Annotated in this window: 14 protein-coding genes; 6 read left to right on the forward strand and 8 right to left on the reverse strand. The window is 69.5% G+C overall.

Annotated features, from left to right (window positions below; genetic code table 11):
• Positions 1-2 precede the first annotated feature (2 nt).
• On the reverse strand, positions 3-2,141 hold the full coding sequence (locus tag EER34_RS06475) for an APC family permease (RefSeq protein WP_205791399.1): 2,139 nt from the start codon (positions 2,139-2,141) through the stop codon (positions 3-5).
• Between the two features lie 96 nt (positions 2,142-2,237).
• Here EER34_RS06475 and EER34_RS06480 point away from each other — a divergent pair, with 96 nt between their 5' ends.
• Positions 2,238-3,332, forward strand: a complete 1,095-nt coding sequence (locus EER34_RS06480) for a VanZ family protein (RefSeq protein WP_240642156.1) — start codon at positions 2,238-2,240, stop codon at positions 3,330-3,332.
• Positions 3,333-3,362: 30 nt separating this feature from the next.
• Here EER34_RS06480 and EER34_RS06485 read toward each other — a convergent pair whose 3' ends face one another.
• From EER34_RS06485 to EER34_RS06495, 3 genes are all read right to left on the reverse strand, one after another.
• Complete coding sequence (locus EER34_RS06485) at positions 3,363-4,592, reverse strand: amidohydrolase (RefSeq protein ID WP_127473688.1); 1,230 nt, start codon at positions 4,590-4,592, stop codon at positions 3,363-3,365.
• A gap of 215 nt (positions 4,593-4,807) precedes the next feature.
• On the reverse strand, positions 4,808-5,824 hold the full coding sequence (locus EER34_RS06490) for a LacI family DNA-binding transcriptional regulator (protein ID WP_127473689.1): 1,017 nt from the start codon (positions 5,822-5,824) through the stop codon (positions 4,808-4,810).
• A gap of 46 nt (positions 5,825-5,870) precedes the next feature.
• A complete protein-coding gene (locus EER34_RS06495; RefSeq protein ID WP_127473690.1) occupies positions 5,871-7,553 on the reverse strand; it encodes a glycoside hydrolase family 13 protein in 1,683 nt (560 codons plus the stop codon).
• Positions 7,554-7,650: 97 nt separating this feature from the next.
• Here EER34_RS06495 and EER34_RS06500 point away from each other — a divergent pair, with 97 nt between their 5' ends.
• The gene (locus EER34_RS06500; protein ID WP_127473691.1) at positions 7,651-8,166 is read left to right on the forward strand and encodes an adenine phosphoribosyltransferase; all 516 of its coding nucleotides are present in this window, start codon (positions 7,651-7,653) and stop codon (positions 8,164-8,166) included.
• Between the two features lie 136 nt (positions 8,167-8,302).
• On the opposite strand, the gene EER34_RS06505 is transcribed toward EER34_RS06500, so the two are convergent.
• Complete coding sequence (locus EER34_RS06505) at positions 8,303-9,466, reverse strand: sugar phosphate isomerase/epimerase family protein (RefSeq protein WP_127473692.1); 1,164 nt, start codon at positions 9,464-9,466, stop codon at positions 8,303-8,305.
• A gap of 335 nt (positions 9,467-9,801) precedes the next feature.
• Positions 9,802-10,731 carry a 2-hydroxyacid dehydrogenase gene (locus EER34_RS06510; RefSeq protein WP_240642158.1) on the reverse strand — a complete coding sequence of 310 codons (930 nt, stop codon included), beginning with the start codon at positions 10,729-10,731 and terminating at the stop codon, positions 9,802-9,804.
• Between the two features lie 103 nt (positions 10,732-10,834).
• Here EER34_RS06510 and EER34_RS06515 point away from each other — a divergent pair, with 103 nt between their 5' ends.
• The gene (locus EER34_RS06515; protein ID WP_127473693.1) at positions 10,835-11,266 is read left to right on the forward strand and encodes a DUF1761 domain-containing protein; all 432 of its coding nucleotides are present in this window, start codon (positions 10,835-10,837) and stop codon (positions 11,264-11,266) included.
• A 41-nt stretch (positions 11,267-11,307) separates the two neighbouring features.
• Here the strand turns inward: EER34_RS06515 and purQ are convergent, their stop codons facing one another.
• The gene (gene purQ / locus EER34_RS06520; RefSeq protein ID WP_127473694.1) at positions 11,308-12,015 is read right to left on the reverse strand and encodes a phosphoribosylformylglycinamidine synthase subunit PurQ; all 708 of its coding nucleotides are present in this window, start codon (positions 12,013-12,015) and stop codon (positions 11,308-11,310) included.
• Positions 12,012-12,260: a phosphoribosylformylglycinamidine synthase subunit PurS gene (purS, locus tag EER34_RS06525; RefSeq protein ID WP_055962022.1), complete on the reverse strand. Its 249-nt coding sequence runs from the start codon at positions 12,258-12,260 to the stop codon at positions 12,012-12,014. Before purS ends, purQ begins: the two co-directional genes overlap by 4 nt.
• Positions 12,261-12,519: 259 nt before the next feature.
• On the opposite strand from purS, the gene EER34_RS06530 reads away from it, so the two are divergent.
• From EER34_RS06530 to EER34_RS06540, 3 genes are all read left to right on the forward strand, one after another.
• Positions 12,520-13,794, forward strand: coding sequence for an ABC transporter substrate-binding protein (locus EER34_RS06530; protein WP_127473695.1), 1,275 nt, complete (start codon positions 12,520-12,522; stop codon positions 13,792-13,794).
• Between the two features lie 139 nt (positions 13,795-13,933).
• Complete coding sequence (locus tag EER34_RS06535) at positions 13,934-14,956, forward strand: carbohydrate ABC transporter permease (protein ID WP_127473696.1); 1,023 nt, start codon at positions 13,934-13,936, stop codon at positions 14,954-14,956.
• Positions 14,953-15,867: a carbohydrate ABC transporter permease gene (locus EER34_RS06540; RefSeq protein ID WP_127473697.1), complete on the forward strand. Its 915-nt coding sequence runs from the start codon at positions 14,953-14,955 to the stop codon at positions 15,865-15,867. Before EER34_RS06535 ends, EER34_RS06540 begins: the two co-directional genes overlap by 4 nt.
• The last annotated feature ends 43 nt before the right edge of the window (positions 15,868-15,910 follow it).

The raw sequence follows: 15,910 nt of genomic DNA on the forward strand, positions 1-15,910 counted from the left end.
CCTCAGGGTGCCGGCTGGCCGACCTTCGACGCAGCCTCCGCCGCGTGCGACTCGTCGGCCACGGGCGGGCCCGCCGGGCGGGTCGCGCGGCGCCCGTTCGTCTGGATCTCGGGCCCCGGCCGCCCGGCGCGCTCGTCGCCGGGAAGGGGACGCGACCGGCGTCCGTAGATGAGCTCCGAAGAGTCGAGCAGCCACGGCACGAGGGTGATGGACACCCCGTGGACGAGCATGAGCTGCTGGGCGATGCGGCGCGACCGGCGGTTGTGCAGAAGCGACTCCCACCAGTGGCCGACGATGTACTGCGGCAGGTACACGGTCACCACGGACGACCCGAACTTCTCGCGGTACTGCTTGATGAACCGCGCGATCGGCGACGCATACGAGCGGTACGGCGACTCGATGATCACGAGCTTCGCGGGAACCCGGTGCTCCTCCCACTGCTTCTGCAGCGCGGTCGACTCCTCGTCGCTCACCGCGACGTGCACCGCGATCGTCTTGTCGTGCTTCGCCGCCAGCGCGTAGTCGATCGCCTTGAGGACCGGCTTCTGAAGACGGTTGACGAGGACGATGGCGAGGTCGCCCTCGGCGCCGAAATGAGTGGTGTCGTCGACGGCGATCTCGTGCTCGACATCGCGGTAGTAGCGGTTCACACCCACCATGAGGACGGCGAGGATGGGGATCGCGATGAAGACGAGCCAGGCGCCGTGCGTGAACTTGGTGATCGTCACGATGAGCAGCACCGAGATCGTCATCGCGGCGCCGAGCGCGTTGATCGCCAGCCCGATGTAGGCCGATCGGCGCTCGTGGCGGGCGGATGCCTCGGCCGCGGCATCCGGCGGCAGCGCCGCCATCTCGCGCAGCGACCGCCGCCAGTGTCGCACCATGCCGATCTGCCCGATCGAGAACGACACGAACACCCCGATGATGTACAGCTGGATGAGCGTGGTGAGGTTCGCCTGGTAGACGATCAGCACGACGATGGCGGCGACGCCGAGGATGATCATGCCGTTCGAGTAGACGAGGCGGTCGCCGCGGGTGTTGAGGGCCTTCGGCGCGAAGCCGTCGCGGGCGAGCACGGCGCCGAGCAGGGGGAATCCGTTGAACGCCGTGTTGGCCGCCAGCAGCAGGACGCACGCGGTCGCCGCCTGGATCACGTAGAACGGGATCGATCCCATCCCGAACGTCGCCGCGGCGACCTGCGCCATCAGGCTGGGCTGGACCTGGCTGGAGCAGTCGAAGCCGATGAGGCTGCAGGGGTTCTCGGCGTAGTGCACGCCCGAGACGAGGGCGATGGCGGTCAGGCCGGAGAAGAGCAGGATGGCGATGCCGCCCATGAAGGTCAGCGTCATCTGGGCGTTGCGCACCTTCGGCTTGCGGAAGGCGGGCACGCCGTTCGAGACGGCCTCGACGCCCGTCAGGGCGGAGCATCCGCTCGAGAATGCGCGCAGCACCAGCAGAATGACGGCCGCCTGTGTGAGCGACTCGGCCTGCACCGCGTAGTCGGCGCTCGACGACACGGGCGGGTCGCCCATGAAGGTGCGTGTGAGGCCGACGACGATCATCACGCCCACCGACCCGATGAACACGTACGTCGGGACCGCGAAGGCGAACGACGCCTCGCGCACGCCGCGCAGGTTGACGATCACGATGAGGATCACGAACCCGACCGCGAGCTCGATCCGGCCCGGGTCGAGCTCGGGGATCGCCGAGATGATGTTGTCGACGCCGGACGCGACCGACACCGCGACCGTCAGCACGTAGTCGACGAGCAGGGCCGATGCGACGACCACGCCAGGCACCTCGCCCAGGTTCTTCCGCGCCACCTCGTAGTCGCCGCCCCCGGAGGGGTACGCCTTGATCAGCTGCCGATAGCTCGCGACCACGACGATGAGCAGCGTGACGACGGCCGCGGCCACCCACGGCGCGAACGCGAGGAACGCGGTCCCGCCGATGAGGAGGATCATCAGCAGCTCCTGCGGCGCGTAGGCCACGGAGCTCAGTGCGTCCGACGCGAAGATCGGCAGGGCGCGCTTCTTCGGCAGGAGCTGTTCGTCGAGCTTCTCGGAAGTGAGGGGGTCGCCGAGGATGAGGCGCTTGGCCCGCGGCGCCTCTGCGCCTGGCTCTCGGGGTCCACTTGTCACGGCAGGCGACAATACGCTCGCCCGGGCGTGGGAGCCGCATCGAGAGGGGCGTCCTAACGAAATCCATACGGGTGTCGGGTCTGCCAGACTCTCCCCGTGGAGGAACGGATCCTTCTCGGTGCGCTGGCGATCGCCCTCGGCGTGGTCGCCGGTACCCTGCTGTTCGCCCCGTTCGTGGCACTCAGCCACCGGCGCCGCGGAGGGCTGGGTAAGGGGCGGCTCGCGCTGTGGGCGGGCGCGCTCGTCTCCTTCGTGGCGATCTGGGCGTACACCGTCCTGCCCCTGCCCGATCCCGCTGCGGTGAGCTGCGCAGGCGCGAACCTGAGACCTTTCGCGTTCGCGGCGGGCATCCGCGACGAGAGCCTCCTGCCGGCGGGTGCGATCACCGACCCCGCCGTGCTGCACGTTCTCCTCGATGTGCTGATGTTCGTGCCGCTCGGCTTCTTCGTACGCGTGCTGGGCGGCCGCGGTATCGTCGTGGCCGCCCTCGCGGGCCTCGGGGTGTCGGCCGTCGTCGAGCTGACGCAGCTCACCGGTGTCTGGGGGCTCGCTCCCTGCGCCTATCGCGTGGTCGACGTCGACGATCTGCTCGCGAACACGCTCGGGGCGGTGATCGGCTCGGTGCTGGCCCTCGCGGTGCCCCGCCGGCATCGCGGATCGGGACGCCTCGACGACGCGGACCGGCCACGGAGGGTGACCGGCGCCCGCCGTGTACTCGCGATGACCTGCGACGTCGTCGGCGCGTGGCTGACGTCACTGGCCGTCGGCGTCTTCTTCCAGCTGGGGCTCCTGGCGCTCGGGGCGGAGCGCGAGGTGCGGGACGGCGGAGCAGCCGGCGTCGTGGCGGCGGCCGCGCCGATCGTGCTCTGGCTCGTCTTCGTGCTCGTGACGGGCCGGACCGTGGGCGATGTCGCGATCCGCCTGCGCTACGAAGGCGGCGGCCTGCCGATCCCGCTCGCCCGGTTCCTCCGCTACGCCGGTGGCATCGGGACGTTCCTGGTGCTGTTCGCCCTCCCCGGCGCGTGGGACTTCGCGGGGTGGATCTTCACGCTCGTGTCGGTGATCGTCGTCTTCGCCACACGCGACCACCGCGGGCTGCCGGGCATCCTCTCCGCGCAGCGGCTCGTCGACGAACGGGAGCCGCCGGATCCGGACGGGCTCGTCCCGCGGATATCGATGAGGTGGCGCTGACGACCGCGGCGGGCGGGCCGCAGCATCCGATCAGGCGGCGTCGGGGGTGCCCAGGAACTCGCGCGCGGCCACCACGAAGTTCGCGACGCCGTTTCCGAGGGTCGGCTGCAGCACCGGCGCGAAGAACGGCGAGTGATTCGTGGGGATGTCGCGCTCGACGGTGTCGGCCGCGACGGCCGCCGCGTACGCGTCGGGATCGACGCCGCCCCAGAACCAGAACACGAGCGGCGCGCCGGACTCGCGCGCGAACCACGACACGTCTTCGCTGCCGGTGAACATGCCGGGATCGATGACCGTGCCCTCGCCGAACGCCGTGTCGAACGCGAGGCGGAGGCGCGCGGTGGCGTCGACGTCGTTGATGGTCGGCGGGAGCGAGTGGTCGATCGCGATGACCGGCTCTTCTTCGGCACCGGATGCCTGGGCCTCGGCGCGGACGACGCGCTCGACCTTCTCGAGCACGCGTGCGCGGGCGTCGTCGTCGGGGTAGCGCAGGCTCAGCTCGAGCTTCGCCTCGGCCGGGATGATGTTGTTCTTGAGACCGGCGTGGATCGAGCCGACCGTGACGACGGCGACGTCGCGCGGATCGACCTCGCGCGACACGATCGTCTGCAGGCGCATGACGGTCGCGGCGGCCATCACCACGGGGTCGATCGTCGAGTGCGGGCGCGAACCGTGTCCGCCACGGCCGAGCAGGGTGACGGTGAGCCCGTCGGACGCGGCCATCTGGGTGCCGCTGCGCACGCCGATCGTGCCGGCGGGGAGCGGAGTGACGTGCTGGCCGAGCACGATGTCGGGCTTGGGGAAGCGGTCGAGCACACCGCCGGCGATCATCGCCTGCGACCCGGCGCCGTACTCCTCGGCGGGCTGGAACACGGCGACGATCGTGCCGGCCCACTCGTCCTTGGTCGCGAGGAGGCGCTCCAGGGCGCCGAGCAGCGATGCGACGTGCATGTCGTGGCCGCACGCGTGCATGACGGGCACGTCCGTGCCGGACGGGTCGGTGCCGCGCGCGGTGCTGGCGTACGCAAGCCCCGTCTGCTCGGGAACCGGGAGGGCGTCCATGTCGGCCCGGAGCCAGACGACCGGTCCTTCGCCGTTGCGGACGATGCCGACGACGCCGGTCTTGCCCACGCCCTCTTCGAACTCGATGCCCAGGTCGGTCAGGTGCTTCGCGACGACCCCCGCCGTCCGCGTCTCCTGGAACGACAGTTCGGGATGCCGGTGCAGGTCGATGTAGAGGGCTTCGAGGTCGATCGTCATGCCCCCGAGCCTATCCGCGCCCCCTCGCGTCCCCCGCCCCTCGCCCCTCGCCCCCCGCCCCTCGCCCCTCCCGCCCCTCGCGCCCCTCGACCCGTCGGTTTGTGTGGAGTAGGTCCCGTATCTCACACGATGTTTCCGGGACCTGCTCCACACAAACGTGAGGAGGGCGGGGAGGAGGGGAGGAGGGGAGGAGGGGAGGGGCGGGGAGGAGGGGGTCAGGAGGGGAGCCGTGCGGTCGACCCGCGCACGATGAGCTCGTAGGGGAGGTCTCCGGGCTGGTGCACCGGGGCGACGTCCTTCGCCTCGAGCTCGGCGAGGATCGCTTCCGCCGCGCGCTCGCCCTGACCCAGGGGGAACTGATCCACGGTGGTGAGACGGAAGAACTCGCCGAGCTCGTGTCCGTCGATGCCCACGACCGACAGATCCTCGGGCACCCGGTACCCGAGCTCCCGAGCGGCCAGCAGTGCGCCGATGGCCATCTCGTCCGATGCCGCGAAGATCGCCGTCGGCCGGCCGCCCGGCTTGCCGAGCAGCTGCTTCGCCGCGCGGAACCCGCCTTCGATGGTGAAGTCGGCGGGCTCGAACAGCGAGGGCTTGACCGGGATGCCGGCATCCGCCAACGCCTGCTCGAAGCCCTGCCGCCGATGCGTCGGGATGTGGAAGTCGATGTCGAACTCCGGGCTCGCGCCGATGTGCGCGATCTCCCGGTGCCCGAGGGCGAGGAGGTGCTCCGTCGCGAGGCGCGCCACCGCCGTGTCGTCGACCGTCAGCGTCGTGAGCCGAGGGTTCGGGCCGCCGATCGCGATCACCGGGAGGTCGAGCGCGAACAGCTGCTCGGTCTCCTCCTCGCCGATCTCGATCGAGATCGCGATCACGCCGTCGACCCGCTGCCGGCGCAGGAACGTGTCGAACACGTCGCGCCGCTCGGCGCGGTCGGCGGTGAGGCTGTAGAGCGTGATGTCGTACCCGCGCCGCATGAGGGCGGATGCGATGCCGCTGAGCACGGTCGAGAAGAACCACCGGTCGAGGAACGGCACGAGGACGCCGATGTTGCGGGTGCGACCCGACGCGAGGCTCGACGCCGACGCCGACACCACGTAGCCGAGGCTCTTCGCGGCGACCTCGACCCGCGCCCTGGTCGCATCGGAGACGTGGCCCCGGCCGCTCAGGGCGCGGGAGACGGTCGCCGTGGAGACACCGGCATGCCGTGCCACCTCGTCGATGCTGACCACGTCGTCCCCACCTCTCGTCCGTGCGCGTCGCCGCGCCGGGCGGATCTCAGTCGTTCGCGAGCCAGACGGTCGTGTCTGCCGGGAGCTCGCCGCCCGGGATCGGACCGCTCGACGCGATCACGATACCGTCCGGCAGTGCGACGGACGTCGCGCCGGTGTTGCCGACGACGGTGACGTTGCCGTTGCGGAAGGCCACGACATCCGTCCCGAAGCCCTCGAGCCACTCGAGCGTGCCCGCACCGAGGCCCTGGGCGCGGCGGGCGGCGATCAGCGAGCGGTAGAGCGACAGAGTCGAGTCGGGGTCGCCGGCCTGCACGTCACGGGCCAGTCCGGCCCATTCCGCCGGCTGCGGCAGCCATGCGTCGCCGGTCGTGCTGAAGCCGTAGGCCGGGGCATCCGCGGTCCACGGGATCGGCACGCGGCAGCCGTCACGGCCGTACCGCTCGCCGTTCGTCCGGAACCACGTCGGGTCCTGACGGGCCTCGCCGGGGATCTCGATGACCTCGGGCAGGCCGAGCTCCTCGCCCTGGAACAGGTAGGCGGAGCCGGGCAGTGCGAGCATGAGCGTCGTCGCCGCGCGGGCGCGGCGCAGGCCCACCTCGGGGATCGGCTTGCCGGGGGAGTCCGGGCCGATGCCGTGGCCCTGCGGGTTCTCGGCGGTCAGCGCGAGGCGCGAGGCGTGGCGGACGACGTCGTGGTTCGAGAGCACCCAGGTGCTCGGCGCGCCGACGGCGGCGTAGGCGGCGATCGACTCGGCGATCACGGAGCGGAGGGCCGACGCGTCCCACGCGGTCTCGAGATAGGCGAAGTTGAATGCCTGGTGCATCTCGTCGGGACGCACCCACAGCGCGGTCTGCTCGGGGGTGGGCAGCCACGCCTCGGCGCACAGGGCTCGGTCGCCGTCGTACTCGGCGAGGAGGGTGTGCCAGTCGCGGTACACCTCGTGGACGCCGTCCTGCCCCCAGTACGGCACGTCGGCTTCTTCGCCGCCCATCGATCCCGCCTCGGGATCGGGCGTGTAGTCCGGGAGCCCGTCGGCCTTGACGAGTCCGTGCGCCACGTCGACGCGGAAGCCGTCGACGCCGCGGTCGAGCCAGAAGCGCAGGATGCGGCGGAACTCCTCGCGGACCTCGTCGTTGGACCAGTCGAAGTCGGGCTGCGACGAGTCGAACAGGTGCAGGTACCACTGGCCGGGTGAGCCGTCGGACTCGACGACGCGCGTCCACGCGGGACCGCCGAAGACGGAGTCCCAGTTGTTCGGCGGCAGCTCGCCCTCGACGCCCTGTCCGTCGCGGAACATGTAGCGCGCGCGGGCGGCGCTGCCGGGGGCGGCGGCGAGGGCCTCCTGGAACCACACGTGCTGATCGGACGAGTGGTTGGGGACCAGATCGACGATCAGACGGATGCCGCGGTCGTGCGCCGCCGACAGCATGTCGTCGAAGTCGCCGAGGGTGCCGAAGAGGGGGTCGACGTCGCAGTAGTCGGCGACGTCGTAGCCGGCGTCCTTCTGGGGGGAGCGCTGGAAGGGGCTGAGCCAGATCGCGTCGACGCCGAGGTCGCGCAGGTCGTCGAGCCGCGAGGTGATGCCCGGCAGGTCGCCGATGCCGTCGCCCGAGCTGTCGGCGAACGAGCGAGGGTAGATCTGGTAGATGACGGCGGTGCGCCACCACTCCGCTCCCACGCGAGAGGCGGGCGCGTCGGTGCGTTCTGCGGTCTGCGACGAAGTCATCGTTACAGGATAGTGCAAGCGCTTACATTCGCGATGCGATTGCGTCGAACAAGTCCTTCGAAGGAGCTGCGAACCATGCCGGCGGTATCGTGAGGCGGTGTCCGAAGCCCTCACCCGTGCCGAATCGCTCATCCGCACGATCCCCGACTACCCGGAACCGGGAGTGCTGTTCCGCGACATCACGCCCCTGCTGGCGGATGCCTCGGCCCTCCGCACCGTGATCCATGCGCTGATCGCGCCCTTCGACGGCGACTTCGACGTCGTCGCCGGCGTCGAGGCGCGCGGGTTCCTGCTGGCCGGCGCGGCCGCCATGGAGGCAGGAGCGGGGCTGATCCCGATCCGCAAGGCGGGCAAGCTTCCGCGGCCCGCGGCATCCGTCGACTACGCACTCGAGTACGGCACCGCCACGATCGAGGCGCACGACGACATCACCGACGGCATGCGAGTGCTGCTCGTCGACGACGTGCTCGCCACCGGAGGCACCCTCGTCGCGGCGCACGGGCTGGTCGCCTCGCTCGGCGGTGTCGTCGTGGGCACTGCCGTGCTCATGGAGCTGTCCGCCCTCGGGGGTCGCGAGGTCGTCGGAGACGTGCACGCGGTCTTCACCGCCTGATCCCGTCCGCGCGAACGAAGAACCGGGCCGTGCCCCGAAGGACACGGCCCGGTTGTCGCGTCACGCATGGTGCGGACGACTATGGAGAGGAGCGTGTTGGACCCGGTTGTTCGGCACCCCTCTCCGGGTCGGTGGCTCAGCCGCGAAGCGAAGCCATGTGCCTGTAGGACGTCGCGGCGTTCTCGAGCGACATCGAGGGCGACGCGGTCGGGACCGAGCTGGCGTTGTCCTGCTCGTACATCGAGTTGTGATACCCCTTCGCGCCGATGCGCTGGAAGAACGTCGTGTAGTCGATGTCTCCCTGGCCGAACGGTGCGATCGAGTAGCCGGCCGCGAGGTCGGGCCGTGCGGCGCCGTCCTTGGCGTGGAACAGCGGGAAGCGCGTCGTCTGCGCCGCCACGAGGCCTGCCGGATCGAACACGTCGTCGACCAGCGACCCGTCCGGAGCGGTGAAGCTGCGGAAGCGGTGCTGCGCGACGTGGGCCCAGTAGACGTCCATCTCCAGGTAGACGTAGTTCGGGTCGGTGTTCTGCAGGAACCACTCCAGTCGACGTGCGCCGCTCGAGCGCGTCGGCCGGCCGTTGGCGTCCAGCGGCCCGCTGTCGAGCAGGAAGCTGTAGGCCGCGTCGTGGTTGTGCGTGTAGAGCTTCAGGCCGTGCGTCGCCGCACGCTCGCCGAAGAAGTTCCAGCGATCGGCGGCCGCCTGCCAGTCCGCGAGATACGAGCTCGAGGTCGGGTCGTTGCCGGTGCCGATGTGGCCGAAGCCGAGGATGTTGGCGACTTCGCACGCCGCGTCGAACTGCGCGATTGTCGCCTCGGTGATCGTGGAGGGGATCGAGCCGTGGTTGCCTTCGCCCTCGAGCCCGAAGTCGTCGAGCCACGTGCGCAGCAGCTGCGCGCCCGCGACGCTGTTGACGTTGCCGCCCTCGGCGTTGGCGTGCTGGTTGTAGCCCGCGAACTCGATCTGCTTGTAGCCGATCGCGGAGAGCTGCTTGAGGACCTCCTTGAAGCCGGACGGCAGGTCGGTCAGCAGGGGATCGCGACCGATGGCGTCGCGGACGGTGTAAAGGATGATGCCGCGCTTGCCCGGTGGCACCAGCACGCCGTTTCCACCGCCCTTCGCCGCGGCGAGGCCGGCCGCGGCGGCTCCCGATCCGGCGTGCGCGTGTCCGGTGCCGAGGCCGAACATGGCGGCGGCCGCCATGCCCGTCGTTGCGGCCAGCAGCTGCCGCCGGCTGAGGCCGAGCTTGTTGCCGAGGACGCGAGCGTCCTCTTCGGCCTGATGAGTGAGATCGTCCATGATGCTCCCTAACACGGATCCTTCATTGGGGGTGTTCGGGCGTTTTCCGCCCAGGGGTGGGGAGCACCCGCCGCTCCCCCGCCTCGACGCGTTGCGGGGGGCCGCGGCACGTCGACGTGCCCTTTCGATCGTCAAGCGATCTGCCTCGGACGCTATCCCTCTAGGCGATCCGCGTCAAGCAAAAGAGGGGCACCCCTCATGCAACTTTCATCAACGATCGACAAAAGTCATATGCCACGGACTGCATGAGCGCGCGGGCGAAGTCATCTTCTCCCGGGCAGGGGTCGTCCTCGCCGAGAGCTGGTCTCGCGGGAAAGTGCCGCTGACCAGGGTGATCAGCGGAGGGACGAGCCGCCGATCACGACGTTGATCGGTTCGCGCCCGTCTCGCAACCGCTCGACCTGCTCGCGCACGAGTCGTGCGATCCGCGGACCCATCGCGCTCGACGCACCGCCGACGTGCGGCGAGATCAGCACACCGGGGAGCGCCCAGAGCGGATGATCCGCGGGGAGCGGCTCGGGATCGGTGACGTCGAGCGCCGCACGCACGCGCCCACGCCGCACGTGATCGACGAGCGAATCCGTGTCGACGAGCGAACCGCGGCCGACGTTCACCACGAGTGCTCCGTCGGGCAGCGCCGCCAGGAAGGCGTCGTCGACGATGCGCCGCGTGCTGTCGCCTCCGGGAAGAGTCAGGATGACGATCTCGGCGTCGCCGAGCAGCGCCGGCAGATCGTCGACGCCGTGCACCGGCATCCCGTCCTCCACGCGCGCCCGCTGTGCCACCACCGTGAGGTGCACCTCGAACGGAGCCAGACGGGAGGCGACGGCCTTGCCGACGCCGCCGTAGCCGAGCAGCAGCACCCGGCGATCGGCGAGACTCTGCGTGAACGCGGGAGCCCATCGCCCGGCGGCGGTGTCGACCGCGAACGCGTCGAGATGCCGCTGCGCGGCGATCGCGAGGCCGACCGCGAGCTCAGCGGTCGAGGTCTCGTGCACGCTCGCGGCGTTGGCGAACAGCAGCCCGTCGGGCAGCAGGTCCTCGACGCCCTCGTAGCCGATCGACTGGCTCTGCACGAGACGAGTCGGCACGCCCTCCAGCCGCTCGAGCACCTTCGCCAGCTGCATGTACGGGGGCACCACGATGTCGTAGCCCGGTCGGGGCGACGGTCCGTCCATGGGCCACACGACGACCTCGACGTCGTCGGGCAGAGGGCCGAGATCGGCGGCCAGTCTCTCGGTCGGAACACTCACGATCAGGCTCACGCTTCAACGCTATCGGCGCGGTGGCCCCCCGGCGTCGCCGGGCGGCGCTACGCTCGCGACGAGCGGCGGCCGCGCGCTGAGCCGCCATACGGAGGAGGCGAAGATGGTCCCCGAGATCAACTACTGGGCGGTGCTGATCGCGACCGCCTCGAGCATGGTCGTCGGCTCGATCTGGTACGCCAGAGGAGTCTTCGGCACCCGCTGGGCGAAGCTCGCGAACGTCGACATGGACCGGCCGGGTGCCAGCGCCGTGCTGCCGATCGTGGTCACGGTCATCGTGAGCTTCATCACGGCATGGGTGCTCGCCGGTGCGATGAACATCGCCTGGCACTTCTACGGCGGCGGCTATCTGCTCGCTGCTCTGGGCACGGCTGTCATCCTGTGGGCGGGCTTCACTGCGGCACGGTTCATCACCCACGACGCGTTCGAGGGGCGACCGACCTCGCTCACCGTCATGAACATCGCCCACGAACTCGTCACGATCGTGGTCATGGCCATCATCATCGGCGTCTGGCCCCCCGCGGGCACCGTCTGACGCGCGCCTCCGGGCCGGAAGAACCGAGCGGATGCCGCGGCTCAGGCCGCGGCGGCCACCACGGCGGCGATCGCCGACGTGAAGAACGGCAGGCCGTCGACGCCCGAACGCATCGCCGCGGCGGTATCGGGGCCGAAGCCCTCCTCGACCGCATGCTCGGGGTGAGGCATGAGACCCACGACGTTGCCGCGCTCGTTCGTGAGGCCGGCGATGTCGCGCAGCGACCCGTTCGGGTTCACGCCGAGGTAGCGGAACGCGACCAGCCCTTCGCCCTCGAGACGGTCGAGCTCGGACTCCGAGGCGATGTAGCCGCCGTCGGCGTTCTTCAGCGGGATGACGATCTCCTGGCCATCCGCGAAGTCGCTCGTCCACGCCGTGTCGGCGTTCTCGACGCGCAGGCGCTGGTCGCGGCGGATGAACTGCTGGTGGGCGTTGCGGATGAGTCCGCCGGGCAGCAGGTGCGCCTCGACGAGCATCTGGAAGCCGTTGCAGATGCCGAGGATCGGCATGCCCTGGGCCGCGGCATCCTTCACCTCCGACATGATCGGCGCGAGAGCGGCGATCGCGCCGGCGCGCAGGTAGTCGCCGTAGCTGAAGCCGCCGGGAAGGACGAGCGCGTCGACTCCTTCCAGGTCGTGCGACCCGTGCCACAGCGCGACGGGCTCGGCGCCGGCGACCGCGATGGCGCGCTGCGCGTCGCGATCGTCGAGCGATCCGGGGAAGGTGATGACCCCGATGCGCGTGGTCACTCGACCACCTCGACGCCGACCACATCCTCGATCACGGAGTTGGACAGGATCTCGTCTGCGACCCTGCGTGCGGTCGCGAGGAGTTCGTCGTCGACCTCGCCCTCGACGGTGAGCTCGAAGCGCTTGCCGATGCGGACGGACGTGAAGGCGTCCTGACCCAGACGCGCGAGGGCGCCGGACACGGCCTTCCCCTGCGGGTCGAGAAGCTCGGCCTTGGGCATGACGTCGACGACGATGGTGGGCATTCGAGAGCTCCGGATGTCGCGGGAAGGGGTCGCCCCCAGTCTACGGGCCGAGGCATCCGCTCGCCGCCGGGCTTCCGTGATGTGTCGTGATGGAACCGTGACCACATCGTGGGAGCGCTCCCTTGACATCCGTGGGAGCGATCCCATAGCGTGACTCTTCGTCCGGTGGGAACGCTCCCACGGCACCGTGGCCGAGAACCCGTCTCACGCCGCAAACCCTGCAACACACATCCGACCCTGCAAACACAAAGGAGTGACAGTGAACTCACGTGCCTTCCGCCGAAGCGCCGTGGCGGTCGCCGCCTTCTCGGCCTCGGCCATCGTCCTCGCCGGCTGCGCCGGCGGTGGCGGCGACCAGCCGTCGGCCGACCCCGATGAGCCCATCACGCTCACCATCGCCACGTTCAACGACTTCGGCTACACCGATGAGCTCCTCCAGGAGTACATGGACGAGAACCCGAACGTCACGATCGTCCACAACCGCGCCGCCGAGTCCGGCGACGCCCGCGCGAACTACTTCCAGAAGCTGGGCAAGGAAGGCCTCGCCGACATCGAAGCCGTCGAGATCGACTGGTTCGCCGAGGCGATGCAGTACTCCGACCTCCTGGCCGAGGCGCCCGACAGTGTCAAGGGCCGCTGGCTCGACTGGAAGGAAGCAGCCGCGACCGACCCCGACGGCCGTCTCGTCGGCTTCGGCACCGACATCGGCCCGCAGGGCATCTGCTACCGCTCCGACCTCTTCGAGGCCGCCGGCCTGCCCAGCGACCGCGAGGGTGTCGCCGACCTGTTCGACGGCAACTGGGAGAACTACCTCGACGTCGCCGACCAGTACAAGGAAGCCACCGGCAAGCCGATGATCGACTCGGCGAACTCGGTGCTCCAGGGCATCGTGAACCAGATCGAGTACACGTACACCGAGCCCGACGGCACGGTCATCGCGACCGAGAACCCCGACATCCAGGCCGCGTACGACCTGGTCACCGAGCGTGCCGTGCCGAACTCGGCGTACGCCGGGCAGTGGTCGGACGACTGGTTCGCGTCGATGGCCAACGGCGAGTTCGCCACGATGCTCTGCCCGGGCTGGATGCTCGGCGTCATCGAGGGCGGCGCCCCCGAGGTCACCGGCTGGGACATCGCCGACGTCTTCCCGAACGGCGGCGGCAACTGGGGCGGCTCGTACCTGACCGTCCCCGCCAACGGCGCCAACGTCGACGCGGCCCTCGCGCTCGCCGACTGGCTGACGGCTCCCGAGCAGCAGGTCAAGGCGTTCACCGCGGCCGGCACGTTCCCGAGCCAGCTCGAGGCGTACGAGGACCCGGCGCTCACCGACGCGGTCAACCCGTACTTCAACGACGCTCCCACCGGACAGATCCTCAGCACGCGTGCCGAGGCCGTCACGGTCGCCCCGTACAAGGACGCGAGCTACTTCAAGTACCACGACGCGCTCCAGAACGCGGTCACGCGAGTCTTCGACGGTGTCGAGGACCAGCAGACCTCGTGGGACACCTGGGTCGCCGAGGTCGAGGCCTTCTGATCGGCGACGTCTAGACGCCATGGCCGCTCGCCCGGCCGTGGTCTGACACGAGGAGGAGTGTGCGTGTGCCGCTCCCGGCACGCGTGCACTCCTCCTCACCCCCCGCCTCTCATCACTCGACATCGAATCGGAGCCACCGGTGACCTCGACCGCAACCCGCCCCACGGCATCCGGGCCGGCCGGCCGGCCCTCTCCCGAGCGCGCACCCCGCGTGCTGTCGTTCTCCCACAAGCTGAGCAAGTGGGACCTCAAGCTCTCCCCGTACCTCTACATCTCGCCGTTCTTCATCGTGTTCGCGATCGTGGGGCTCTTCCCCATCGCGTACACCGCGGTGATCTCGTTCCAGGACTGGGACCTCGTCCGCAACTCCGGTGAGTTCGTCGGATTCCAGCAGTACATCTGGATCCTCGAGAACCCGCAGTTCTGGACCGCCCTGCGCAACACGTTCAGCATCTTCCTGCTGTCGACGATCCCGCAGCTGGTCCTCGCGATCTTCATCGCCGCGATGCTCGACCGCAACATCCGCGCCAAGACGTTCTGGCGGATGGGCGTGCTGCTGCCGTACGTGATGGCCCCCGTCGCCGTCGCGCTGATCTTCAGCAACATGTTCGGCGACAACCACGGCCTGGTGAACAACATCCTCACCGACATCGGCCTGCAGCCCATCCCGTGGCACAAGGATCCGTTCTGGAGCCACGTCGCCATCGCCACGATGGTCAACTTCCGATGGACGGGGTACAACGCCCTCATCCTCCTCGCGGCGATGCAGGCGATCCCTCGCGACTACTACGAGGCCGCGACCGTCGACGGGGCCGGCGCGTTCCGCCAGTTCACCTCGATCACCGTCCCGTCGCTGCGCCCGACCCTGATCTTCGTGATCATCACGTCGACCATCGGCGGCCTGCAGATCTTCGACGAGCCGCGCATGTACGACAACACCGGTGAGGGCGGCGCTGCGCAGCAGTGGCTGACGATCACCTTGTTCCTCTACAACATCGGCTGGCGCGAATGGAACTTCGGGCGGGCGGCCGCGCTCGCGTGGATCCTGTTCCTGATCATCCTCGTGATCGGCCTCATCAACCTGCTGGTCACCCGCCGGCTCGTCCGCGACGAGGGCGGCCGCGGAGTCGTGTCGCCGCGCAAGAAGGGATTCCGCCGATGAGCATCAGCACTCCTCCTCCGCTCGCGATCATCGAAGAGGGCATTCCGCAGACCTCGGACCGCAAGCGCAACCGCACGACCAAGATCCGCGGGTTCCGCCCCGGCTTCTGGGTCTACGCCGGCCTCGGCGTCGTGCTCCTGTCGGCCGTCTTCCCGTACTACTGGTCCTTCCTCATCGGTTCGGGCGACGCGTCGACGATCAACGACCCGAACATGTCGTGGATCCCCGGCGGCAACTTCATCGCCAATGCGTCGTCGGTGGTCAACGACCCGGCCGTGAACTTCTGGCCGGCGCTGTGGAACTCGATCTACAGCTCGACCCTGATCGCCGCGGCCGTCGTGATCACCTCGACGCTGGCGGGGTGGGCATTCGCGAAGCTGCGCTTCCCGGGAAGCAAGGCGCTCCTGGTCTTCGTCGTCGCGACGATGGCCGTTCCGATGCAGCTCGGCGTCGTGCCGCTGTACATCCTCTTCGCCGACCTCGGCTGGACCGGGCAGATCGGCGCGATCATCATCCCGGCGCTGACGAGCGCGTTCGGCGTGTTCTGGATGACGCAGTACCTGCAGCAGTCGGTACCCGACGAGCTCATCGAGGCCGCTCGCGTCGACGGCGCGTCGATGATCCGCACCTTCTGGGTCGTCGGAGTGACGGCGGCCCGCCCGGCCGCGGCCATGCTGTTCCTCTTCACCTTCGTCGGTGCATGGAACAACTTCTTCTGGCCGTTCATCGTGCTCGACCGTCAGAACCCGACCCTGCCGGTCGCCCTGTCTCTCCTCCAGTCCAACTACTTCGTCGACTACTCGGTCGTGCTGGCAGGCGTCCTCCTGTCGACGATCCCGCTGCTGATCCTCTTCGCCTTCGCGGGCAAACAGCTCGTCAGCGGCATCATGGCCGGCGCCGTCAAGGGCTGACGCGCGCTGCGCGGCCCTGGCAACATCGATTCCGAACCCCAAG

The sequence above is a fragment of the Microbacterium sulfonylureivorans genome (assembly GCF_003999995.1).
Classification (GTDB): Bacteria; Actinomycetota; Actinomycetes; order Actinomycetales; family Microbacteriaceae; genus Microbacterium; species Microbacterium sulfonylureivorans.

Bases quoted from the DNA above. Each gene is read 5' to 3' on its own strand.
- EER34_RS06485 (WP_127473688.1), bottom strand. From the start codon at position 4,592: ATGACGATCGACCTCGAAGCCCTCTACATCGACCTGCACCGGCATCCC.
- EER34_RS06495 (WP_127473690.1), bottom strand. From the start codon at position 7,553: ATGACTTCGTCGCAGACCGCAGAACGCACCGACGCGCCCGCCTCTCGC.
- EER34_RS06505 (WP_127473692.1), bottom strand. From the start codon at position 9,466: ATGGACGATCTCACTCATCAGGCCGAAGAGGACGCTCGCGTCCTCGGC.
- EER34_RS06515 (WP_127473693.1), top strand. From the start codon at position 10,835: ATGGTCCCCGAGATCAACTACTGGGCGGTGCTGATCGCGACCGCCTCG.
- purS (WP_055962022.1), bottom strand. From the start codon at position 12,260: ATGCCCACCATCGTCGTCGACGTCATGCCCAAGGCCGAGCTTCTCGAC.
- EER34_RS06540 (WP_127473697.1), top strand. From the start codon at position 14,953: ATGAGCATCAGCACTCCTCCTCCGCTCGCGATCATCGAAGAGGGCATT.